This window comes from Hymenobacter telluris (assembly GCF_017313265.1).
GTDB classification, from domain to species: Bacteria; Bacteroidota; Bacteroidia; order Cytophagales; family Hymenobacteraceae; genus Hymenobacter; species Hymenobacter telluris.
Map to the genome: position 1 here is coordinate 37913 of NZ_JAFLQZ010000014.1, position 23256 is coordinate 61168.

Below are 23256 nucleotides of genomic sequence, written 5' to 3' on the forward strand. Positions count from 1 at the left end.
TCAAAAGAGTTACTTCCGTTTCCACGGCAGCGGCACGCGGCTTTCGGTGCCGGCGCGTAGGCGGCCGATGTTGGCGCGGTGCGTGTAAATCAGCAGCGCCGCCAGCACAAAGCCAAACCACAGCAGCAGCGGGTTCTGCGGCCGAAATGCAGGCAGCAGCTGCAACAGCGCAAACGTGACGCCTGCCGTCATGGAGGATAGGGAAACGTACTGCGAAACGGCCAGCACCGCCAGAAACACCAGAATGCAGACGCCCACCGTGGCCGGGGCAATGGCCAGCATCATGCCCAGCACCGTGGCCACGCCTTTGCCACCCCGAAACCCCGCGAATATCGGGTAGATGTGCCCCAGAATAGCCAGGATGCCGCACGCCAGCTGGAAGTACAGCAGCTGCTCAGACCGGATGGCACCCTGACTGAGCATCACCTGCGCCAGCGAGGTGGCGGCCCAACCTTTCAGCACATCAATGGCCATTACGAAGGAGCCCGGCTTTTTGCCCAGCACCCGAAACGTGTTGGTGGCGCCCGCATTGCCGGAGCCGTGCTCCCGAATATCAAGGCCGAAAAAGCGCTGCCCAACCCATAAGGCAGTTGGGATGGAACCCAGCAGGTAAGCGGCCACCAACAGGCCGATGATTAAAGGTAAGTTCATACAGTGTGGGAACGGGCAGGAAGATGTGGGGCAGTACGCCAAAGATAGAAGTACGGCTAAAAAGCCAGCTGGCTATAGGCCGGAAAGCTAGGTTTATCTCCCCTCCTTTTTTCAAGGAGGGGCAGGGGTGGTAAAAACCATTAGAACGATAACTAGGTCTAGCTTTTTAACTCTAGTTAACCACCCCTAACCCCTCCTTAAAAAAGGAGGGGAACTAGCTTTCTAGCTTTTAGCCCGTTATTAAAAACAACGCCCCGGCTTGGGGCCGGGGCGTTGGGTTATCAGGAGTCGCCGAAGGGGTCGTTTTCTTTGGCTTTCTTCTTCTTCTCTTCCTCCTTCGCTTTTTTCTCGTCTTCTTTCTTCTGCTTTTCGGCCTCCTTGGCTTTGCGCTCTTCCTCTTTCTTGGCCGCCTTAGCGTCTACGGGAGGTTCGGCATCGGCGGGTTCGGCAGCAGCGGGTTCAGCTTTGGCCTTTTGCTTCTTGCTGGGGTCTTCAGCGGGAGCAGCGGCAGGTTCGGCTTTCGCTTTCGCTTTTTTGCTGGTATCCTCGGTTGGAGCGTCAGCAGCGGGGTCGGCGGCGGGCTCTTCCTTCTTCTTTTTCTTTACCGGCTCGGCAGGCGCAGCGTTGGCGTCACCCCCACCGAAGGGGTCGTTGGCTTCGGCGGCCAGCTCTTTCTTGCTTTTCTTTTTCACGGGCGCTTCTTCTATCGGCATCCCATCGGCATCGAAGGCAGGCTCATTGCCCTTCTTCTTTTTCTTTTTGCCGGTTTCCTCTTCCGCGTCAAAGTTGCTGCTACCCGCCGGGGCCGATGTTACAATAGCACGTTTCTTTTTCGGGTCCTCGTTGAGGTAGTCCTTGCGGAAGTGAGTCAGGAACTGCTGCACCTCCTGGTCGTCGCCGAGGTAGAAGCCGTACTGGGTGGCCGTGTTGTAGTCGCCCTTGGCTTTGTAGCCGATGATTTCGTCGAACGAGCCGTGCTGGGCCTTGGCCAGCAGCGCCGCACCCGAGTACTTGAGGTAGTACCAGGTTTGCGGCTCGGCCTCCAGGTACACGTCCACAATATCGGCACCGGCTTCCTTGCGGATTTCAATGTGGCCGTCAATCAGCACGTTCAAGTCTTTCTTGCCCACGCTCACCAAGCCAATCTTACCCACCGAGTACCAGGCTTTGAACTTCGGGCTCCAGCGCAGGTCCACTTTGTTGAGCACCAGCGTGTGCAGCAGCTTCGGCGAGAGTTTCTGGAGGGGCTCGTACTTGCCGCGCCGCTCGGCGTAGCTCTGCACGGCCTTGCTGCCCATGAACTCGCCCAGCTTGTAAAACTCTTCCTGCGACCCATTAAGGGCTTCCGGCGAGCCTTTGGTATTGGCCGCCATATCAGCACCCATTGCCTCAATGGCTTTTTCGGGCAGGTTGATGTCGAAGGCCAGGAAGGCGTCCAGCGCGTACCGGCTGCTGTCCACGTTGCCGGTACCAACGCCCGCCGCCGTGATGCTGTAGTCCTTGTTGGAGGTAATCAGGTTCAGCTTGCCCCGGAACTTCATGGCCTCCGTCGAGTCGTTGAAGGTTAGCATGGAACCTTCGTAGATGTTGGGGTCGGTCAGGTCGTGGTTGGCAATGGTGAAGATGCGCTTGCGGGCATCAAACGTCAGGTGCCCGTTCACCGTGAACAGGTTCATGTCGGTGGCCGAGGGCTTACTGCCCACAAACAGCGGGTAGATGCCGCCCGCATCGTCCGACACGAACAAGCCCGTCAGCATGGGTAGCCCGTCGTCGGTTTTTGGCTCCACCACCTTGATGCGCACCGCCTTGGGGTCGATACTATCCTGCACGGCAAACCACTCGGCCGAGTTGGGCTTGTCGCTGAATTCCAGCCGGGCCTGCCCATCAAAGGTGAAGCCTTTCTGCTTGGAACTCATGTTCACGCCGCCCCGATACGCAATCCGCGGTGCCAGATGGAATTTCTCGGTGGCCTGAATATTGGCCACGGCCAACGTAGCCGGCGCTATCGGCTCGTCGGTTTGCTTGCGCTTCTTGGCGCTTACCTTGGCAGGCTTGCCGTCCTTGTCTTTGGCCAGTACCAAGCCAGTGCCGGTCGAGTCCACTTGGAAGTTGGCAAATTTGATGGCAAACGAGTCGGCGGCGGCATTCTTGTAGCTGTACAAGGCGCTGCCCGTGAAGGCGTTACGCGAAGTTACCTGCACGGCACCCTTGTAGAGGCTGTGGAACTTGGCCAGCGTGTCCATCACAATATTGGCGTTCTGGAACGGCCGCATCACGGCGTTGGCCAGGATATATACCTTGTTGGAATCGGGCTCAATCCAGGCGTCGGCGGCGGCAATACGGGGTACACCGCCGGCCACCAGGCGGTAGCGCGCCAGGTCGTACTGCCCGGTAGCGGCCCGGAACTTCAGGCCGTTTTGCTCTTTCTTGGTGGAGTAGAAGTACGAGCGGGTGGAGTCGGCACCGGGTGCCACTTTCAGCTGCACAATCTTCTTCTTGAAGTCCCACTTACCGCCCGACAGCGTGGTTTTATAGTCGGAGTACGGCAGGTCGATGCTGGACTTGTTATCGCCTTCCATGCGGGCAAACGACGTGTTGGCGTTCTTCACGTCGAAGGCAAATTCCACGTTGTTGGCCGTCAGGGCGGGCTTGTTCACCTCCGCCGACTTGATGCTCAGCGTGGAGTTCTTACCCGAGTAACTGGTGGGCTTGAATGCCATTTTCGGGGAGCGAATAAAGGACTGTGGGCCTTCCATCCCCCCGTCGCCGTAGAGGCCGCCGGGCGTGAGCGTGGCCGTGCCCTTGAAGCCGTATTGGTCGCCATACATCTTCAGCGGCAGGCCGTTGGGCTGGCTGCTCAGGTACATCGAATCCGACTTCACGGCCCACTTCATCTGGTAGCCCACCGGCAGGTTCACCTTCGCAAACTCCACCCCGTTCAGCGGACCCGGCTGTACCACGCCCGCTTTGCCTACCGTCACCACCGAGTCTTTGTAGAACACGAACTGGTCGGATTTCAGCGAGGCGGTCAGGTATTTCAAGTCACCGTCGCCCTGAATACCCTGGTTGCTCATCTTCACTTTGTTGAAGAGCCGGGCCTTGCCGCCGTACACCGGCACACCCTCTTTGGGCAGAGCGTAATCGAAGCCCAGCGAGCCATCATCCATCAGGCCCAGCTTGGTTTTGATGGGGGGCAGAATCCCGCCCGACACGAACGTGCCTTTAAAGCCCACGGCCGCGCGGTTTTTGTTGTTGAGCGAGTCGAGCTTGAACGGCGGAATATCGAAGTACACCGTGGTATCGTAGGCACCGCCCAGCACCTCCGGCTTGTCGAAATACACGTAGGCGCCGGTGCTGGCATCAAACGAAGGATAGGCCCCCAGCTTCTTGCGGCCCGATTTGTTGTTGGGGTGGTTGATGTAGAGCTTACCCGACGACTCCTTCTTCTTGTTGGTGAGCGTGAAGTCGGTGGCTTTGGCTTTCATCACCGAGCCTTTCGAGTTTTTACCCTTCACGATAATCGAGTCAATCTTAGCCAGGTCGATAAAGAACCCATCGTAGTCGAACTTGAACTCCTTGCCTTTGAATACGAAAGCCGAGGCCACTACCGTACCGTTGAACAGTACGCCGCGGTTTTTCTGGATGCGAATAATGCTGGAATCGGGCCGGACGAATACGGTAGCCGAGTCATCGGAGAAGTTGAACCGGTCCACGCCCCGCACAATCAGGTCGTTGCTGTTCAGGTCGAGGGTGGCGTTTTTGCCCGAGGGCGACAAGCTTTTGATGGCAATGTGGTCGTAATCCTTCTTGCCGCGCGACGAGTTGACGTAGTGCAGTGCCTTGGGCCGCAGCGTAATCTGCTGGGTCTGCGCGTTCCAATCGATGTACCCATCACGCGCCAACCCGGCCACGGTGGAGCGCACGTTGGCCGCCGGAATATTGCGGAACGTGGCCACATCCTGCACCGTGAAGCGCCGCACGTTGCCGTTTTCGGCGCTGTAGCCCACCACCAGCTGCAAAGGGTGCAGCTTGTTGATGGATTTGATTTGCTGGTAGCGGGTGTTGGTATAAAATTCCTTACTCTCGAAACCGGCCGTAACCTGGTTTTTGGCGGTCAGAATGGAGAAGTCGATGTAGGGCGTGGTGATGGGCCACGTCAGCAGCTCCGACGTAATTTCCATCTGGTGGTAAGAATCGAAGTAGGGCGTGGTTTTGTAGAGGCCGTTTTCGCGGGCCAGCTGCAACACCTGCCGCTTCTTCGAGAACTTCAGCTTCACGCCGGGGTGGGTGAGTGAGTCAATCTTGTCTTCGAAAATGGTTACCGAAGCACGGTCGGCAGTAATCAGCGAGTCGCCGAGCACGTAGGCGCGGCTGGCCGCCCGAAACTTGGGCTTGCCATCCAAATCCACGAAAATGCGCGACAACGACCCATCCAGCGAGGCCGACAACGTGCGCGCCCCGGCCAGCGAGAACCCGCCGTAGTAGCGCATGTTGTCGCCGATGTTTTTCACGCGGGCATTGTTGGTAAGCGAGATGAAGCGCGGGTAACCCGAATCGGTAGCGCCCGGCTTTTTCTTCACGCTCTTGTACGACAGCGCCCCTTTCACTGGGGCTTCCAGCACGGCCGGGTACGTGAGCATCACTGGCTCGGCTGTAAACTCGGCGCGGCTCAACTCGAAGTCATAGGAAGTCAAATCGGCCGTAACGGGGTTGCCGTTTACCTGCCAGTTGTGCTGCCCGCCGTAGCCCACAAAGTGGCCCGTGAGGGGCACCACGGCGCCGCTGGTTTTGCTGATGGTAACGGAGTCACCGTTGGCGGAAATTACCAGGTCGGCATCTTTGAGCACCAGTACCGGGCCTTTGGTGGGTGGTGCCACGTAGTTGTCGTAGTACGGAGCGGGCGTAAATACCGGCTCCGGCTCCGGGGCGGCGGGCTTGGCGGCAGTACCAGCTTTAGCGGGGGTTTTGGCCGGCGTTTTTTTGGCGGGGGTGCCCCAGCCGTCGTCGCCCCAGCCGCTGCTGCTGCCGCCGCTCCACATATCGGCGGTGTCCCAGCCGTCGCTGCTGCGTTTTTTGGGAGCGGCTTTCTTAGCGGCGGGTTTGGCACCGGGCTTAGCAGGTGTAGCGGGCGCAGGCGTGGGCGTGGGGGCTACTACCGGCGCAGGAGCCGGGGCCATGCTGGGCATGTCTTCCACGTTGTAGGCAAACGAGAAGGTACCGCCCGTTACGCGCAGCTTGTTGTAGCGCGAACTGTACAGCACCTTGTTTTCCAGAAACTGGGTGGTAGACGCAATAAACTTGGCCGCTTCCGGCCCCGGAATGTTGTGCACCGTTTTGGCCAGCACATCCAACAGCCCGTCCATTTGCTGGTCGTTCATGTTCTGCACCGTGGCGCCCGCTACCAAGCCCGTAAACAGCGTCTCGAAGTGCGGGCGGGGCTTGTAGCCTAGCTTCAGCATCTCCTGCGACAACGCAATTACGCTCCGCTGCTGAGTGGCCGTTAGCTTGTTGCTGGCCCAGAGCTGCTGAAGCCGAATGCCGGAGCTGATAGCCGAGGCACTTTTGGTGGTGGCCATCATCAGCTGCACATCCTGCATGAACTGGAAGGGCTCCGACGACAGCGTGCCGGCAAACTTGGGTACCGCCGTGGCAGCAGCGCCGGCAGGCGTGGTAGGCTGTTGGGGCTTAGATGGTTGCGGCTTTGTTTGCTGGGCTAGCCCAGGGGTACTCATCCCCAGCATCACCATGCAAAGCCATCTGAAAGCAGCTTGCTTCATAGAGAATTCCCTCAGAACGTGATAAGTCGCCTACAATTTCGGTAATAGAGCTGGCATTCCCGCAGCATGTTGCATTGAGGGCTCAGAATCACAATTTTAGCCATTTTCAGGTAGGTACCGTCCAACTTCTGCGCCGCCCCTAGCTGGCTGCCTAGCTTTGGGCACGCCACAGGCAAGGGCAAGCAGCCGCCTGCCACCGAATAACAGGGCTCTTTTGAGCGTGCTCAACCTAATAACCACGACTTAGCCACCACTCGTTCAACGAACTGAGAGTCAGCCTAAAAGTTCTTTCCAACAACTTATCTACAACTAGTCGCGGGCGGTGGAGCGGCGCGGAAAGAGCGTGGAGTTTAGCACCACACTTTGCGAAGGCAGAATCGGGTGTTTCTTTTCAATGGCCCGCAGCAAAATAGTGGCCGCCTCCCGCCCGATTTCGTAGGCTGGCTGAGTGATAGTGGTTAGGGCCGGATTCAGTAAAGACGCCACCCCAAGGTTGGAGAAACCTACAATTTTAACATCAGCCGGAATAGCGCGCCCCAGGGCCTGGCAGGCCTGGTAACTACTGATAGCCAGGCGCTCAACCGACGCAAACATTCCATCTATTTCGGGGCGCTGGCGCAGCAGGTCGGTTATTAGGTGGGTGTTGCCGTCGTCGTCGTCGCTGCCGTTCACTACCAAGGTTTCGTCGAAGGCAATGCCGTGGCTTTCCAAGGCGGCATGGTAGCCCTGCATCCGCATGCGGCCAATTGAGAGGTTACCCGCAATCATTAAATGCACAATATGGCGGCAGCCAGCCTCAATCAGGTGCTGGGTAGCAAGGTAGCCACTCTCGTAGTCGTTGGTCGTGACGCTGGCCGTGGGCAATTCCTCGCACACCCGATCAAAGAACACAATGGCCGGTTTGCTGTCATAAAGCTTCTTTAAATGGCTGAAATCCTGGCTGGCACTGGCCGCTACCGACATCAGCAGCCCATCCACGCGCCCTCCGGTTAAGTACTGCGTAATGTCGGCTTCCCGGTCGTGGTCTTCGTGGGTGAGATAAATCAAAACGTGGTAGCCTTGCTGACGCGCCACTGCTTCTATCCCGTTGATAGCCAACGAAAAGAAATGATTGTTCACCTCCGGGATAACCACCCCAATCGTTTTGCTGACGTTGCGGCGCAAGCTGCTGGCGTAGGCATTCGGCTGGTAGTTCAGCTCGGCGGCCAAGGCCTTCACCCGCTCCTTGGTTTGCGTGGATACCTCATGGCTGTCCTGCAAGGCCCTGGAAACCGTGGCAATGGACAGGTTCAGTTTTTGAGCGAGTAGCTTTAAGTTAACTGGATTCATTGAGACGCTTTATGGGCGCTAAAATGTGGGCGGGAATGGGTAGTGCAGCTTCGTGTGGCAAGTAAAACTACTGGATTTCCAGTAACGCCAAGGCCTGCATTTGGCCCTGTAAGTGGTAGGCAACGCGCTAAGTCAAGCACTCGAACAGCGGCCAGCAGCTCGGCTGCCTGATGGAAACGTTTACGTAGATAAACCAGCCTCAAAGCCATAAACTCCTGTTGAATGTGCGGTTATTCGTGCTGTAAAGTGCCAAAACCAGCATTGGTTACGTGTAGTCGCCAACGGCTATTTCTCTTCGATTCTCATTCATTTCACTTTCTGGCAGAGCCTCCCGTTTTATGTCTTCACTCGACCAATTTTCACTACGCGGCAAAGTAATCGTCATGACGGGCGCAACGGGCATTTTAGGCGAGGCGCTGTCGTTGGCCGTGGCGGAAGCCGGTGCCAAAGTGGCGGTTCTGGGCCGCGACGCCGACCGGGCTGCTGAGCGGGTTGCGGCCATTAAAGCTGCTGGGGGCGAGGCCATTGCCGTGCTGGCTGATGTGCTCGACAAAGACAAAATGCAGGCCGCCTGCAACGAAATCCTGACCACCTGGGGCACCGTGGACGGCCTGGTAAACGCCGCCGGCGGCAATATGCCCGGCGCCACCGTCGGCCCCGACCAGGACTTGTTTGATTTCAGCCTGGAAGATACCCGCCGGGCCGTGGACCTGAATTTGTTCGGCACGGTAATTCCGACCACCATATTTGGCCGGGTAATGGCCGAGAAAGGCAAAGGCTCCATCGTGAACATATCGAGCCTGACGGCGCAACGGCCCCTGACGCGGGTGCTGGGCTATACGATGGCCAAGAAAGCAGTGGAAGCCTACACGCAATGGATGGCCGTGGAGCTGGGCTTGCGCTACGGCGGCGGCATCCGCATGAACGCCATTGCGCCCGGCGTGTTCCTGACCGAGCAAAACCGCAACCTCCTGCTCCAACCCGACGGCAGCCCCACCGACCGGGCCCGCAAGTTCATCAACCACACGCCCTTCCAGCGTTTCGGGGAGGCCGCAGAGCTAACCGGCACCCTCATCTACCTGCTCAGCGACGCCTCCCGCTTCGTAACCGGCGAAACCGTGCTGGTAGATGGCGGCTTCAACGCGTATAGCGGGGTGTAGCCAAAAGAATACGACGCACAACTAACAGGGCATGTCATTCCGAGCATGCGAGGAATCTGGCGTGCTGAGGTTGCCCAACTGATTTTGTCATGCTGAGTTGGTCGAAGCATCTCTACCGCGCTGGTATATGATTTACTTTGGCGGCAGAGATGCTTCGACCAGCTCAGCATGACATTCTGTTTTAAATTCAATTAAATAACCAGACATAATATGCCCATCATTCAAAGCTGGCGCTGGTACGGCCCCAAGGACCCCGTTAGCCTTTCCGATATCCGCCAGGCCGGCGCCACCGACGTGGTAACGGCGCTGCACCACATTCCAAACGGCCAGGTATGGACGGTGGAAGAAATCCGGAAGCGGCAGCAGGAAGTTGCCGCCGCTGGCCTGACGTGGAGCGTGGTGGAAAGCGTACCGGTGCACGAGCAAATCAAAACCCGCACTGGTGCTTTCCAGCAACACATCAGCAACTATCAGCAGAGCCTGCGCAACTTAGCGGCCTGCGGCATCTTCACGGTCACTTACAACTTCATGCCGGTGCTCGACTGGACCCGCACCGACTTAGCCTACGAGGTGGAAGATGGCTCGAAAGCTCTGCGCTTCGAGAAAGCCGCCTTTGTGGCCTTTGATGCGCTACTGCTGAAGCGGCGCGGCGCCGCCGAAGAATACACCGCCGAGGAGCTGGCCACCGCCGAAGCCCGCCTAGCCGGCATGAGCGACGACGAAAAGCAGCTGCTACAGCGCAACATCATTGCGGGCTTGCCGGGCTCCGAGGAAAGCTTCACGCTCCAGCAGTTTCAGCAGGCCTTGGATGCCTATGATGGTATTGATGCCGCCAAGCTGCGGGAACATCTGATTTTGTTCTTGCAGGAAATTGTACCGGTGGCCGAAGAAGTGGGCATCAACCTCGCCATTCACCCCGACGACCCGCCCTACCCCATCCTGGGGCTACCCCGCGTGGTAAGCACCGCCGCCGACGTGCAGGCCCTGGCCGATGCCGTACCTTCCTTGCGTAATGGACTCTGCTTCTGCACCGGCTCGTTCGGCGTCCGCCCCGACAACGACCTGCCTGCCATGGTGCGGCAGTTCACCGAGCGGATTCACTTCATTCATCTGCGCAGCACCCAGCGCGACGCAGCCGGCAACTTCTACGAAGCCAACCACTTGGAAGGCGACGTAGACATGTACGCCGTAATGCGCGAGTTAGTACGCGTAATGCAGCAGCGCCAAACCAACCTGCCCATGCGCCCCGACCACGGCCACCAGATGCTCGACGACCTGCACAAGAAAACCAACCCCGGCTATTCCGCCATCGGCCGCCTGCGCGGCCTAGCTGAATTACGAGGCTTGGAAATAGGCATCACGCGTAGCCTGTCCGCTTTGTGATGGAATATTGAACGGTGTAGAGACGCGACACTTCGCGTCTCGTCGTTCGCGCCACTCGAACGAACAGATTGAACAACATCAGCAACGACGAGACGCGAAGTGTCGCGTTTCTACACCGTTCAAGCGAGAATCCGTTCTGCTTCAGAACTTACAGCAAAGCAAAAGCGCCCGCTCAATAAGTTGAGTGGGCGCTTTTGCTTTGCTGTAAACTTGACTGGCTACTTCAATTCCAGCACTACTATGGATTTGGCGGGCAGCGTCACGGCCAGGGTTTCACCTTTTTTCTTGGCGCCTTTGAAATCGGCTAGCTGCACAGCGTTGGGCTTCTCGAACGTGTTGTGGTCACTCACGTTGGCTGAGGTCAGCACGCGGCCGGTTACCGTTTTCCACTGCACGCCGGGCAGCGCCGTTTCCAACGTCAGGGCTTTCTTGGGGTCGAGGTTGACCAGGGAAATGTGCACCGCGCCGTTTTTGTCTTTCGAGGCCGACGCATTCAGGGCCGGGATTTTCTCGCCGTTCAGCACGTAATCGGGGCTGCTGAATTGCAGCGGCAGGTACTGGGCATCTTGGTGCACCTGGTACAGGTCGAACACGTGGTAGGTGGGCGTGAGCAGCATCTTCTCCTTATTGGTAAGGATGACGGCCTGCAACACGTTTACCACCTGGGCCAGGTTGGCGCCTTTCACCCGGTCGCAGTGGTTGTTGAAGATGTTGAGCGTGGTGCCAGCCAGCAGGGCGTCGCGCAGGGTGTTTTGCTGGTACAGGTGGCCGGGGTTGGTGCCGGGCTCCACATCAGTCCACACGCCCCACTCATCCACCAGCAGCGCTACCTTTTTGTCTTTGTCGTACTTGTCCATGATGGCCGCGTGCTTGGCCACAATGGCGTCCATGCGCAGCCCGTTACGCAGGGTATTGAAGTATTCCTGCTCGCCGAACCCGGTGGCTTTGCCCTTGCTGCCGCTCCAGCTGCCGGTGGGCAGCGTGTACTGGTGCAGCGTCAGGCCCCACATCTGGTTGAGCGGAATGTTCTTCATGCACGTCTCGGTCCAGTTAGCGTCGTCGCCGTTGGCCCCGCTCACAATCTTCTTCAACCGAGTGCCGGGGTAGTCGTGGGCGAAGGTGGCGTAGCGCTTGTACACGTCGGTGTAGTACTGGGCCGTCATGTTGCCGCCGCAGCCCCAGCTTTCGTTGCCAATACCCCACCAGCTCACTTTGTAAGGCGCAGGGTGGCCATTTTTGCGGCGTTCCTGCACCATGGGCGTATCCTCGTCGGAGTTGAGGTACTCCATCCAGTTGCTCATTTCCTGCACGGTGCCGCTGCCTACGTTGGCCGCCAGGTAAGGCTCGGTGCCCAGCAGGTCGCACAGCTCCAGAAATTCGTGCGTTCCGAAGCTATTGTCTTCCAGCGTATTACCCCACCACAGGTTCAGCATCTTGGGCCGTTGGGCAGTGGGCCCTACCCCGTCGTGCCAATGGTAGGTATCGGCGAAGCAGCCACCGGGCCAGCGCAGGTTGGGCACGTGTATTTTCTTGAGGGCATCCACTACGTCCATACGGATGCGGCCTTTCTTGGGCACATTCAGGCCAGGCTCCACCCAGAAACCGTCGTAGATGCAGCGGCCCAGGTGCTCGGCAAATTGGCCCTGGATGTGCTTGCTAACGATGAGCTTCGGGTCGCCGGGCTGCACGGTCATCTGCACGGTTTGGGCCGTGGCCGGCCCAGCCAGCGCCAGCGCTAAGCCAGTAGTTAGGAAGGTGGAGAAACCCAATTTCCACTTGCGGCGGGAATTGGTAAACGGGTGGGATACGGAAAAAGAGGGCATAAAAAAGAGCACCAGCAAGTTAAAACTCAGTGGTGCTCAAGATACCCGTTTACAAATAACAAACAGCGCCGGCCGGCTCCTCCCCTGGGTTCCCACGCCCTTTCGAAGACCGGCCGGTTCCGTTTGTAATTTCTTTATGGTAGCAAGTCACACCCGGTGAGCCAAGGGTCAGCAGGCAGTTGCCTGCCAACCCGTTACCTGCTATCAGTTTTTAGGTTAGATGTATTGGTTGATGATGGCTTCCAGCCACTCTTGCTTGCCGCTGCGCATCACCGGCTCGCCCGATTTGTGGGCAATGGTGCGCAGGTCTTCCAAAGTCAATTGGCCTTTCTCGAAAGCCGCGCCGTCGCCGGAATCAAACGAGGCATAGCGCTCCGTGCGGAACTGCTTGTAAGGCGACTTCTCCAGAATGTCGTTGGCCACCACCAAAGCGCGGGCAAACGTGTCCATTCCGGCAATGTGGGCAATGAAGATGTCCTCTAGGTCGGTGGAGTTGCGGCGGGTTTTGGCGTCGAAGTTGATGCCGCCCGGCTTGATGCCGCCGTGCTCCAGAATGATGAGCATCGACTCGGTCAGCTCGTTCAGGTTGTTCGGGAACTGGTCGGTGTCCCAGCCGTTCTGGTAGTCGCCGCGGTTGGCGTCGATGCTGCCGAGCAGGTTGGCGTCGGCGGCTACTTGCAGCTCGTGCTGGAACGTGTGGCCGGCCAGCGTGGCGTGGTTCACTTCCAGGTTCAGCATGAAGTCGTTTTCCAGGCCGTGCTCTTTCAGGAAGCCGATTACCGTGGCCGCGTCGAAGTCGTACTGGTGCTTGGTGGGCTCGGCGGGTTTCGGCTCGATGAAGAACTTGCCGGTGAAGCCCTGCTTGCGGGCGTAGTCACGGGCTATGGTCAGGAACTGACCCAGGTGCGCCAGCTCGCGCTTCATGTTGGTGTTGAGCAAGGTCATGTAGCCCTCGCGGCCACCCCAGAAGGTGTAGCCCTCACCCCCCAGCGCAATGGTAGCATCAATGGAGTTTTTCACTTGCGTGCCAGCGTAGGCCACCACCGAAAAATCGGGGTTGGTGCTGGCGCCGTTCATGTAGCGCGGATTGGAAAACACGTTGGCCGTGCCCCACAGCAGCTTCACGCCGCTTTCCTGCTGGTGCTCCTTCAGGTAGTCAACCACCGTGCTTAGGTTGCTTTCGTACTCTTTCAACGAAGCGCCTTCGTCCACCAAGTCAATGTCGTGGAAGCAGTAGTACGGCGTGCCGAGCTTGGTGAAGAACTCGAAGGCTGCATCAGCCTTGTCTTTGGCGCGGCCCACAATTTCGTGGTGCGCGTCCCAGGCAAACTGCTTGGTGCCGGGGCCGAATGGGTCGCCGCCAGTGCCCGTGAACGTGTGCCAGTACGATACCGCGAAGCGCAGGTGGTCCTGCATGGTTTTGCCGGCTACCACGCGGGTCGGGTCGTACCACTTAAATGCCAGCGGGTTGTCCGACTCGCGGCCTTCGTACTTGATGGGCTCGATGCCCGTGAAAAATTCCGTCTTAGAAAGCGTGCTGAGCGACATTCGAGGGGGTGGTTGTAGATGGAAGAATCTGGTTAGTAAGAGCCTGTTGCCAGCGGGCATACGCGGCCTGATATTGTTCTTGCAGCGCCGGGGTGGGTTCCAGCGTTAGAATGCGCTCCAGGCTGCCAAAGGCTTCGGCGGCACTGGCGTACACGCCGGCCCCAATGCCGGCCCCGCGGGCAGCACCCTGGGCGGCGTCGGTATTGTAGAGTTCCAGCGTTACGTTGGCAGTATTCACGAAAGCCTCGCGAAAAACCGGGCTCAAAAACATGTTGGCATTGCCGGCGCGCACGGTTTGCATCGGTACGCCCATGCTGCGCATGATGTCCAGACCGTAGTGCAGCGCATACACAATACCTTCCTGGGCGGCGCGCAGCACGTGGTTGCGCGAGTGGATGTTGAAGCTCAGCCCGTGCAGTTCGGCTTCGGTGGGGCTGTTTTCCAGAATCCGCTCGGCACCGTTGCCGAAGGGCAGGAACAGCAGGCCATCGGCGCCCACCGGGGCCTGCGCGGCCAGCTGGTTCATGGTTTCGTAGGGCAGCTCGCCCACCACTTTGCGCAGCCAGCTGTTCAGGATACCGGTACCGTTCACGCACATCAGCACTCCGTTGCGCGGCTGCTCGATGGTGCTGTTTACGTGTACAAAGGCATTCACGCGCGACTGAGGGTCGGAAGCCGGAGCATCGGTGATGCCGTACACCACACCCGAGGTACCAGCGGTGGCGGCTACTTCGCCGGGTTGCAGCACGTTCAGCGAGAAGGCATTGTTGGGCTGGTCGCCGGCCCGGTAGCTGATGGGCGTGCCGGCGTGCAAGCCTAGCTCCTGCGCTGCTTCGGCAGTCAGTTGGCCTTGCTCGGAGAAAGTATCGACTACCTCGGGCAGCAGTTCGCGGCTGATGCCGTAGTAAGCCAGCAAATCATAGGCAATGCCCTGCTCCCGGAAATTCCAGAACACGCCTTCCGACAAGCCCGAAACCGTGGTTTGCATGCGCCCGGTCAGCTGATAGGCAATGTAGTCGCCGGGCAGCTGTATTTTATGAATGCGGGCGTACAACTCGGGCTCGTTTTCCTTCACCCACTTCAGCTTGGAAGCCGTGAAGTTGCCCGGCGAGTTCAGGTAGTTATCCAGGCAATAGGTTTCGCCCAGCGCGGCAAATGCCTGGTTGCCAAATTCCACGGCCCGGCTGTCGCACCAGATAATGGCGGGGCGCAGCACCTGGCCGGCCTTATCGAGCAGGACCAGCCCGTGCATTTGGTAGGTGATGCCGATGCCCGCCACCAACGCCGGATCGAAGGCGTATTTCTGCTTCAGCAACTGGGTGGCATTCACCACCTCCTGCCACCACCGCTCGGGGCGTTGCTCGGCCCAGCCGGCCACCTGCGCCGTGATTTCCATCTCGGTACTCGGCGACGTGACGCTGGCCACGCACTGGCCGGTGTCTACGCTGAGCAGGGCCGCCTTTATCGAGGAGCTACCAATGTCGTAGCCAAGCAGGTATTTCATACGTTGGAAAGGTTCGAAAACAAGGGGTGGGAGAGCGGGGCCGGCAGAACTATGCTTACTTTTGCCGACAACGGAAAATTCAATTATCCAGTAAACCTTCAGCTATCGGTTTGATACCAGCAGAAAACTATCGGTTGCGGTTGTTTTGGCTGTTCAACTATCGAATATAGTGCAGAACGACATACTACAATCATAAAAAAACAGGCAAAACAGCCTGTATTCAAACAAAACCTATCTGAATCGTTGCCGGAAACGCTGCCGATAGCTGAAGGCTTATTCTTTTCGCCCGAAATAAAAATGGTATATTATACTTCCAAATCATGTATTTACTTAGAAGGATAATTCGGGCGAAGGCTTGCCTCAGTTTCAAATAATCACATTCTCGCCATGATTAAATGCACCAAATGCCAGCTAGCTGATTCCGTAATGCGGGCCGGATTCGTGCGGGGCCGGCAACGCTACCAGTGCAAAGCCTGCAACTTTCATTTCACCGACGAAAAGCCGCTGGCTGTTCCGGAGCGCAAGCGCCGCCAAACCACTATCAGCGACGTAGCCAAAGCCCTGGGCGTGGCGCCGTCCACCGTATCAAGAGCGCTAAACGGGCACTCCGATATCAGTGCCACCACTCGGCAGGCCATTATAGACGTGGCGCGGCAGCTCGATTACCAGCCCAACCTTCTGGCGCAGAGCCTCAAAAGCAGTGAAACCAATACCATCGGGGTGGTTATTCCGGATATTGAGCGGCCGTTTTTTGCCACGGCCATCAGCGGGATTCAGCAGGTAGCGGCCGAAGCGGGCTACCGGGTAATGATTTGCCAGTCCAAGGAATCGTACGCCACCGAGGTCAGCAACGTGCAGGCCCTGATTGCCAGCCGTGTGGATGGCCTGCTGATTTGCCACTCGCGCGAAACCGAAAACTTCGACCACGTGAAGCCCCAGGCCTGCCGGGGTATTCCGGTGATTCACTTTGATAGGGTCAGCAACGAGGTAGACAGCGCCAAGGTGATTCTGGATGACTGGAACGGCGCTTTTCACGTAACCGAGCACCTGATTGAGCAGGGCGCCCGGCGCATTGCCATCTTGGCCGGCCCCGAGTCGTTGCTGATTAGCCGCAACCGGCTGGCGGGCTACCTGAGCGCCCTCCAGAAATACAAGCTGCCAATCCTTGATGAGCTACGGGCACACATCGACTTCCGGACGGAGTCGGCGGTGGCGGCCCTGGATGCCTGGCTGGCCCTGCCCAATCCACCCGATGCCATTTTTGCCATCAACTACGTGAATGCCTTTGATTTGCTGATTGCGCTGAAAGCCCGGCAGGTGCGGGTACCGGAAGAGGTGGCGGTAGTAGGCTTCGGCGACGAGTTTATGGCTTCAATGATTGAGCCGGGCCTGACCACCGTGAACCTGCACCCGCACCGGATTGGACAGCAGGCGGCCCGCTTGTTTCTGGAGCAGATTCAGCAGAAAGAGCAGTTCCAGCCCCGCACCTTCGTGATTACCGGCGACCTGGTTATTCGGCAGTCGTCGTTGAAAGGGAAAGGTCAAGCCAGCTTCTTCAAGCTCAACATATGATAGGAGAGAAAACGGAATATCAGTTGTGAGCAGGGCTTGACTGAGGCCGGTATCCAACCCATTCCGTTGAACATTGCCAGTAACAATCTGCCTCGATGAGCGAAGAGCATTTTCTTGAAGAAATATGGTTTATGGCTATATTATTTCTTTGAAATCTATCGGCTATCCTCCGCTAAAAGGGTATCTTTCCAAACCCCAACTGCGTATTATTTAGGGTACTCCTTTTTACTACTATGCTTAACGCTGCTTCTCGGCTTTCCGCCCTTGCCCCGAACGCGCTGCTGCGCGTAGTACAGAACTTACGCGACGACATAACGGAACGCCTCGGTAAATCGTCGGCGACGGTAGCCGAGTGGCGTGACCTGTTGCTGCTCGTTGACCCTGTGATACAAGAACGCCCGGAGTGCGGTACCATTATCGTACGCCGCGGCCGCGCCGCCCTTGACCGGATTGCCAGCGACTATCTGGTGCCGCCGCAGAACATTTTACCCAAGCTCAGCAACCGGGCCTTGGTGCACGAAAACCCCATCGACTACGGCCTCTCCGATGAAGAATGGCTGGCTCTCTGCCTCTAATAGTAGACAGGAGCCAGGAGGTAGAAGCGAAGAAGTCAGGAGCCTGTAGAATTATTAACCAATGGCGTTAATGGATTCTACAGGCTCCTGACTTCTTCGCTTCTACCTCCTGGCTCCTTACTTGTAGAACACCGCCGATACCCAATGATTTTGGGTGCGGTGGTTTTCGTAGCGCAAGCCGTGCCGCTCGGCCGCTTCCCGGATCAAGGGTAGGTCTTCTTCGTAGAAACCGGAAAACAGAATAGGGCAGTTGGGTTTCAGATACTGGCCGTACGCCCCCATGTCTTCGAGGAGCACGTTGCGGTTGATGTTGGCCAGAATAATATCGAACGGCTCCTCCCCTTCCAAGGCGGTGATGTCGCCGAGACGGGCTTCCACTTTGTCTTGCACGTTGTTTTCGAGGGCGTTGTCGGCGGCGTTTTCGGCGGTCCAGGGTTCCACGTCCACGGCCAGCACGTAGTTCGCGCCCAGGTGCACGGCCATGATGGCCAGAATACCCGTGCCGCAACCCATATCCAGCACCCGCTTGCCTTGATGGTTGATGTCGAGCTGGTTGGTAATCATGAGGGCCGTGGTATCGTGGTGGCCGGTACCGAACGACATGCGCGGCATGATTACAATTTCGTATTCCAGGTCGGGCCGTGCTTCATGAAACGGTGCCCGCACCGATACCTTATCGGCAATAACCAGTGGCTCGAAGTTTTTTTCCCACTCGGCATTCCAGTTTTGGCGCGTAATCACGCGGTGCTCGTGGGTTAGCTCGCCGATACCTTCGTAGCGGCTCATGATTTCGGCCACGGCATCGGGCGCGAATTGGTCTTCGTCGATGTAGGCGCAAAAGCCTTCGTCGTTGTCCTCGAAGGTGTTGTAGCCAACTTCGGCCAACTCGGCTACCAGAATGTCGGCCAATTCGCGGGGGGCCTGCACGCGCAGTTCTACAAAATCCATAAGTACGTGTCAGTAAAAGAGCAAAAAAAGCCGTTCCACACAACGGGTGTGGAACGGCAAAGGTCGGAGGAAAGCGCTAGAGTCCGGCTTACGCCTACTGTTTTCGGCAACCGGCAAAGGACCGCACTTTGGTGTAGTGGATGCTGAAGTCGGCTAGGCCGCGGTTGTCGGTCACGAACAGGGCGTAATCGGCAAAGTCGCGGGCTTCGGTGAAGTACCAGAGGCCGGGTTTGTCGGCGAACAGCTTATTGTCTTCAGGAAACACCAGCAAATCGGCAAAGCCTTCTTCGGGTTCCACGTACACCACCCCAAAACAGTAGCCCCGGCGGCGCGGGTCCCGCTCTAAATACACCGACCCATAAATCCGGCACGGCTCGATGGCGCGGGCCGGTGCCGCCGCCACGAACGGCACCCGCGGGGCAGGCGCAGCAAACGGATTCAGGGCCAGCAAACCAGAGACAAGGAAGGCAGAGAGCATAGGTGGAGTTGAGAAGAAGAATTTAGGACCCAGAAAACCGCCATGTGCAAAGAACCTGCCTAAGTGGTACGCCAAACCACCAGAGCCATCCTCTAAGTTCTAAACTCTTACTTCTAATTGCTGAATTTAGAACGACTTAATAATATCTGTAAAGTCGCGCGACTTGAGGGAAGCCCCCCCGATGAGGCCGCCGTCTACGTCGGGCTGGCTGAACAGCTCACGGGCGTTTTGCGCGTTGGCCGAGCCGCCGTACAGGATGGTAGTATTCAGAGCGGCTTCGGCGTCGTAGGCTTGGGCAATCTGCTCCCGGATGTAGGCGTGCACCTCCTGCGCCTGGGCGCTGGTGGCTGTTTTACCGGTTCCGATGGCCCAGATGGGCTCATAGGCAATTACCACCTGGTCGAATTCCTCGTTGGAGAGGTGAAATAAGCCTTCTTGCAACTGCTGGCTGATGAACTTGAAAGTGTCGTCGGCTTCGCGGGTTTCCAGGGATTCGCCCACGCAGAAAATGGGTTTCAGGCCGGTGGCCAGGGCGGCTTTCAGCTTCTGGCTCAGTAGCTCGTTGTCTTCGCGGAAGTACTGGCGGCGCTCCGAGTGGCCCAGAATTACGTATTCACAGCCCACTGATTGCAGCATTCTGGCCGATACTTCACCAGTGTAGGCCCCGCTTTCCTTCTGGCTGCAATTCTGCGCGCCCAAATGAAAACGGCTGTTTTCGGGAAGCTGCTTGCCAATGGCGGCCAAAAACGGAAACGGCGGACAAATCACCACCTCTACATCGGAGCCGGTAACTTCATCCTGCACCATATTGGTGATTTCGGATACCAGGGCCAGGCCGTCCTGGTAGGTGGTATTCATTTTCCAGTTGCCGGCAACGAGGTTTTTACGCATGGAGTGCGGAGTTGAAGTGAAGAAGATAGGCCCGCAAGGTACGCCACAAATCAGACGTCCGCCACGTGCCGGCCCCGGCCCGCCGCCAGCACTAGGCCGCCTGCCGCCACTACCACCGCTCCTATCAGGGCGGCCCAGCCCAACTCGGGGTAGGCTCCGCGCTGCGCCACCCAAATGGCCACCAGTGCCCACGCTACCACCAGCGGAAACACCATCTCTCTGAACTCGCGGCTTACCAGCAGCCCCAACCCAACTACTACCGCCAGCAGTAGCAGCGCCAGCAGCACCGACACATTAAGAGCGGGCTCCCAGCCCAGGCGTTGCAGCCCAATTATGCAGTTGATGGTGGTAGCCACCGAAATCCAGCCTAGGTACAAGGCAAACGGCACGCTAGTCCAACGCGGCGCGGCCCCGGCCAGCACCAGCCGCCGGGCTCGGCCATACGTAATGGCAAGCGCGCCCAAAATGACAAGCATGGTCAGCAAGCTGAGCAGCAGCCGCTCATACGCAAACAGCACCACCCATAGCGCAGTGGCTACGCTGGCCAGCGTGAGAGGCTGCGCTATGGCGTCGGGCAGGGGGTTGGCGCGTTGCGCAGGTAGCAGCTGCCACACGGCATACACGGTTAGGGCCAGAAAAATCAGGCCCCAGATGGAAAACGCATAGCCGGCCGGCGTAAGTAGCGTAGGGTATTTGGCCGAGACCATGCCCATGCTCTGCCCATTAAAAGGAAAAGCATTGGAGTAGTAATTCAACGCAATGCTACCTAAGATGGCAACGGCCGCCAGCCAGCGCCACACCCGGCTTTGGGAGGACGATAGAAACGGGGTATCAGCACCAGAGGAGTGAGTAAGCATGGTATCCATAGCGTGGTAGTGAATGGCGTGAAAGAGCAAGTACGTACTTAGCAACGGGATGGTAAAGAACTAGAGTGCTTATTTTCAGTTAAATACATTTGTTGTTGAATCCGTTATTTGAAATAATTCTAAACTTTATTTGTAAAGATTCTAAACAATAAAGTTTTCTGAGCGAATTTTGCAGCCTCAACCTATTGCAAAACTTCATGCACGCTCTTACCACGCGTCTGCTGCGGCAGCCGTTTACTACTCTGCTTTTCTTGTTGCTTGTTGTGGCCTCTTTGCCAGCTTATGCCCAGCGGGGCGTTGTGCAGGGCCATATCACCACCCCTAACGGGCAGCCCGCCGTGGGTGTTTCGGTGGGAGTGCAGGGCACTACCCGCGGCGCTACCACCAACAACAGCGGCGACTACCGCATTGGCGGGCTGAACCCCGGCACTTACTCATTGGGGGTACGGCTGTTGGGCTACAGCACCCAGGAGCGGCCGGTGCAGGTAGAAGCTGGCCAAACCAGTACCCAGGATTTCCAGTTGGTGGCCAGCACCGAGCAGTTGAAGGAAGTGGTGGTACAGGGCGCTCAAACCAACAAGTTTGCCCGTAAGGAGTCAGCGTACGTGGGCAAGATGCCGCTTAAGAACCTGGAAAACCCGCAGGTATATGCTACCGTGGGCAAGGAGCTGCTGACCGAGCAGCTGGTGTTCACCGTGGACGACGCTACGCGCAACGTGCCCGGCCTCCAGAAGATGTGGGACGCCACCGGCCGCGGCGGCGACGGCGGCGCTTTTTACGCTTCGCGGGGCTTCGTGCTGTCGAGCCAGCTGCGCAACGGCGTGGCCGGCAACGTCACCAGCGACATTGACGCGGTGAACCTGGAGAAGCTGGAAGTCATCAAAGGCCCGTCGGCTACCCTGTTCGGCTCGGCCCTGACCTCGTACGGTGGCCTGCTGAACCGCGTGACGAAGAAGCCCTCAGACACCTTTGGGGGCGAAGCCACGGTGGCCGCCGGCAGCTATGGCTTTCACCGCGTGAGTGCCGATGTGAACCTGGTAAACCCCAATACGCCCGCCGACCAGCCTCAGAAACTAGCTTTCCGCCTGAACACGGCCTACACCTACGAAGACAACTTCCAAAGCGCGGGCTATACTGGCTTCAATAAAAACCTGGCCGTAGCCCCGAGCCTGCAATGGCGCCCTTCCGATAAGCTAACCGTCAACGTTGATGCCGAAGTGTACCAGGGCCGAGGCGTAGGCAAGCAGCTTGTCTTCTTTTACTTCCCCTCGTCGGCGCTGGGCTTCAACCGGGCCGACAAAGCGCCGCTGGACTACCGCCAGTCGTACCTGGGGCCGGGCCTGATTCAGGACTCGCGCAGCACCAACCTGTTTGGGCAGGTGCAGTACCGCATTTCGCCTAACTTCACTTCGACCACCTTCCTGACGTCCAGCCACAGCTTTTCCGACGGTGCGGGCCCTTATTTCTACCTGAACCCGGTTGATAGTGCTACCCAGGCGGTAACCCTCTCGCGCGCCGACCAATCCACTCAGAACAGCAAGCGGCAGATCTGGGAAGTACAGCAGCTATTTAATGGCGACTTCAACGTGGGCAGCCTGCGCAACCGCGTGGTGTTGGGCTTAGACTTCCTGCGCATTGATGCAGACGTGAATTTCCTGGGTGGCGGCTTCGATGCAGTACCCGTAGTGAACGTGCCGGGCTACAACTACCGCACCTTCAACGGCACGGCTCTGGCGGCACTCTACGCTACTACCCCACCGCCTCACTACCTGGTTACCACCAAGTCGAACACCTATAGCGCCTTCGTTTCGGACGTGCTCAACCTGACCGACAAACTCAGCGTGCTGGCCGCCCTGCGCCTCGACCACTTCGATAACAAAGGCGGTATTTCTTACAGCCCCAACATGGCGTATTCGCAAACCTCGTTGTCGCCCAAGTTCGGCCTGGTATATCAGCCGGTGAAAGACCGGGTGGCCCTGTTTGCCAACTATCAGAACAGCTTCAAGAACCCCACCGACGGTACGTACATCGACGTGAACCGCCAAGCTCGGACCTCGAAAATCGAGCAAGCCAACCAGTGGGAAGGCGGCGTGAAGCTTGATGCAGCCGATGGCCGAGTGAGTGCCACCGTGAGCTACTACGATATTCAGGTGCAGGACCTGTTGCGGTCTACGCCGGTACCAGAAAGTGCTCCGGGGGCCAACAACGGTATTCCGAATGCACAAACCCAAAACGGCACGCAAATGAGCCGCGGTGTGGAGCTGAACCTGACGGCTAACCCCATAACAGGCCTGAACATAGTGGCCGGTTTTGCCTATAACCACTCGGAGTGGAAAAACTCCAGTGAAATTGAAAACGGCCGGCGACCCAACACGGCTTCTTCGCCTTACCTGGCCAACGCCTGGGTGAGCTACCGCCAGCCTACGGGCACCTTGAGCGGCCTGGGCGCCGGCTTCGGCGGCAACTATGCCAGTGACAACCGCGTGCAAAACACAACCCTCAGCGTATTTACCCTGCCTAGCTACACAGTACTCAACGCCAGCGTATTCTACGACCAGCCCAAGTTCCGCCTGTCGGCTAAAGTGGACAACCTCACTGACAAGCAATACTGGGTAGGCTACACCACCATGAGCCCGCAAAAGCTGCGCAGCATTATCGGCAGCGTGAGCTACAAGTTCTAGCACCTTTGCTTATGTGAGCCAGGAGTCTGTGGCAGGTCAGTGAACGGCTTGCCACGGATTTTTGGTTTAC

The 23256-nt window shown here is 57.9% G+C and carries 15 protein-coding genes; 5 read left to right on the forward strand and 10 right to left on the reverse strand.

The genetic code is table 11. The features are described from left to right. Positions 1-9: 9 nt before the first annotated feature. The 3 genes from plsY to J0X19_RS17910 all read right to left on the reverse strand — a co-directional run bounded on the left by plsY (position 10) and on the right by J0X19_RS17910 (position 7757). On the reverse strand, positions 10-651 hold the full coding sequence (gene plsY / locus J0X19_RS17900) for a glycerol-3-phosphate 1-O-acyltransferase PlsY (protein WP_206985792.1): 642 nt from the start codon (positions 649-651) through the stop codon (positions 10-12). 281 nt (positions 652-932) lie between these two features. Continuing rightward, a complete protein-coding gene (locus J0X19_RS17905) occupies positions 933-6383 on the reverse strand; it encodes a hypothetical protein (RefSeq protein ID WP_206985793.1) in 5451 nt (1816 codons plus the stop codon). Positions 6384-6737: 354 nt separating this feature from the next. After that, the gene (locus J0X19_RS17910) at positions 6738-7757 is read right to left on the reverse strand and encodes a LacI family DNA-binding transcriptional regulator (protein ID WP_206985794.1); all 1020 of its coding nucleotides are present in this window, start codon (positions 7755-7757) and stop codon (positions 6738-6740) included. A gap of 338 nt (positions 7758-8095) precedes the next feature. Between J0X19_RS17910 and J0X19_RS17915 the strand changes: the two genes are divergently transcribed. Further along, positions 8096-8917, forward strand: a complete 822-nt coding sequence (locus J0X19_RS17915) for an SDR family oxidoreductase (RefSeq protein ID WP_206985795.1) — start codon at positions 8096-8098, stop codon at positions 8915-8917. Between the two features lie 210 nt (positions 8918-9127). Continuing rightward, positions 9128-10300: a mannonate dehydratase gene (uxuA, locus tag J0X19_RS17920; RefSeq protein ID WP_206985796.1), complete on the forward strand. Its 1173-nt coding sequence runs from the start codon at positions 9128-9130 to the stop codon at positions 10298-10300. A gap of 218 nt (positions 10301-10518) precedes the next feature. On the opposite strand, the gene J0X19_RS17925 is transcribed toward uxuA, so the two are convergent. The 3 genes from J0X19_RS17925 to J0X19_RS17935 form a co-directional block, all read right to left on the reverse strand. Beyond that, positions 10519-12123, reverse strand: coding sequence for an alpha-N-arabinofuranosidase (locus J0X19_RS17925; RefSeq protein ID WP_242582914.1), 1605 nt, complete (start codon positions 12121-12123; stop codon positions 10519-10521). Between the two features lie 216 nt (positions 12124-12339). After that, complete coding sequence (gene xylA / locus J0X19_RS17930; protein ID WP_206985797.1) at positions 12340-13671, reverse strand: xylose isomerase; 1332 nt, start codon at positions 13669-13671, stop codon at positions 12340-12342. Continuing rightward, the gene (locus J0X19_RS17935) at positions 13649-15175 is read right to left on the reverse strand and encodes a xylulokinase (protein ID WP_206985798.1); all 1527 of its coding nucleotides are present in this window, start codon (positions 15173-15175) and stop codon (positions 13649-13651) included. The genes xylA and J0X19_RS17935 overlap by 23 nt, the downstream gene beginning before the upstream one ends. Positions 15176-15601: 426 nt before the next feature. On the opposite strand from J0X19_RS17935, the gene J0X19_RS17940 reads away from it, so the two are divergent. Further along, positions 15602-16747 (forward strand): substrate-binding domain-containing protein, encoded by a 1146-nt coding sequence (locus J0X19_RS17940; RefSeq protein WP_242582917.1) that lies wholly within the window; start codon positions 15602-15604, stop codon positions 16745-16747. 233 nt (positions 16748-16980) lie between these two features. Continuing rightward, positions 16981-17322 (forward strand): hypothetical protein, encoded by a 342-nt coding sequence (locus J0X19_RS17945; RefSeq protein ID WP_022825463.1) that lies wholly within the window; start codon positions 16981-16983, stop codon positions 17320-17322. Between the two features lie 117 nt (positions 17323-17439). Here J0X19_RS17945 and prmA read toward each other — a convergent pair whose 3' ends face one another. From prmA to J0X19_RS17965, 4 genes are all read right to left on the reverse strand, one after another. Then, positions 17440-18270, reverse strand: coding sequence for a 50S ribosomal protein L11 methyltransferase (gene prmA / locus J0X19_RS17950; protein ID WP_206985800.1), 831 nt, complete (start codon positions 18268-18270; stop codon positions 17440-17442). 94 nt (positions 18271-18364) lie between these two features. Then, on the reverse strand, positions 18365-18748 hold the full coding sequence (locus J0X19_RS17955; RefSeq protein ID WP_242582920.1) for a DUF6150 family protein: 384 nt from the start codon (positions 18746-18748) through the stop codon (positions 18365-18367). A 126-nt stretch (positions 18749-18874) separates the two neighbouring features. Continuing rightward, a complete protein-coding gene (gene tpiA, locus J0X19_RS17960) occupies positions 18875-19639 on the reverse strand; it encodes a triose-phosphate isomerase (RefSeq protein WP_206985801.1) in 765 nt (254 codons plus the stop codon). A 50-nt stretch (positions 19640-19689) separates the two neighbouring features. After that, a complete protein-coding gene (locus J0X19_RS17965; protein WP_206985802.1) occupies positions 19690-20505 on the reverse strand; it encodes a hypothetical protein in 816 nt (271 codons plus the stop codon). 197 nt (positions 20506-20702) lie between these two features. Between J0X19_RS17965 and J0X19_RS17970 the strand changes: the two genes are divergently transcribed. Beyond that, on the forward strand, positions 20703-23186 hold the full coding sequence (locus J0X19_RS17970) for a TonB-dependent receptor (RefSeq protein ID WP_206985803.1): 2484 nt from the start codon (positions 20703-20705) through the stop codon (positions 23184-23186). The last annotated feature ends 70 nt before the right edge of the window (positions 23187-23256 follow it).

Bases quoted from the DNA above. Each gene is read 5' to 3' on its own strand.
- plsY (WP_206985792.1), bottom strand. From the start codon at position 651: ATGAACTTACCTTTAATCATCGGCCTGTTGGTGGCCGCTTACCTGCTG.
- J0X19_RS17905 (WP_206985793.1), bottom strand. From the start codon at position 6,383: ATGAGTACCCCTGGGCTAGCCCAGCAAACAAAGCCGCAACCATCTAAG.
- J0X19_RS17910 (WP_206985794.1), bottom strand. From the start codon at position 7,757: ATGAATCCAGTTAACTTAAAGCTACTCGCTCAAAAACTGAACCTGTCC.
- J0X19_RS17915 (WP_206985795.1), top strand. From the start codon at position 8,096: ATGTCTTCACTCGACCAATTTTCACTACGCGGCAAAGTAATCGTCATG.
- uxuA (WP_206985796.1), top strand. From the start codon at position 9,128: ATGCCCATCATTCAAAGCTGGCGCTGGTACGGCCCCAAGGACCCCGTT.
- J0X19_RS17925 (WP_242582914.1), bottom strand. From the start codon at position 12,123: ATGCCCTCTTTTTCCGTATCCCACCCGTTTACCAATTCCCGCCGCAAG.
- xylA (WP_206985797.1), bottom strand. From the start codon at position 13,671: ATGTCGCTCAGCACGCTTTCTAAGACGGAATTTTTCACGGGCATCGAG.
- J0X19_RS17935 (WP_206985798.1), bottom strand. From the start codon at position 15,175: ATGAAATACCTGCTTGGCTACGACATTGGTAGCTCCTCGATAAAGGCG.
- J0X19_RS17940 (WP_242582917.1), top strand. From the start codon at position 15,602: ATGCGGGCCGGATTCGTGCGGGGCCGGCAACGCTACCAGTGCAAAGCC.
- J0X19_RS17945 (WP_022825463.1), top strand. From the start codon at position 16,981: ATGCTTAACGCTGCTTCTCGGCTTTCCGCCCTTGCCCCGAACGCGCTG.
- prmA (WP_206985800.1), bottom strand. From the start codon at position 18,270: ATGGATTTTGTAGAACTGCGCGTGCAGGCCCCCCGCGAATTGGCCGAC.
- J0X19_RS17955 (WP_242582920.1), bottom strand. From the start codon at position 18,748: ATGCTCTCTGCCTTCCTTGTCTCTGGTTTGCTGGCCCTGAATCCGTTT.
- tpiA (WP_206985801.1), bottom strand. From the start codon at position 19,639: ATGCGTAAAAACCTCGTTGCCGGCAACTGGAAAATGAATACCACCTAC.
- J0X19_RS17965 (WP_206985802.1), bottom strand. From the start codon at position 20,505: ATGGATACCATGCTTACTCACTCCTCTGGTGCTGATACCCCGTTTCTA.
- J0X19_RS17970 (WP_206985803.1), top strand. From the start codon at position 20,703: ATGCACGCTCTTACCACGCGTCTGCTGCGGCAGCCGTTTACTACTCTG.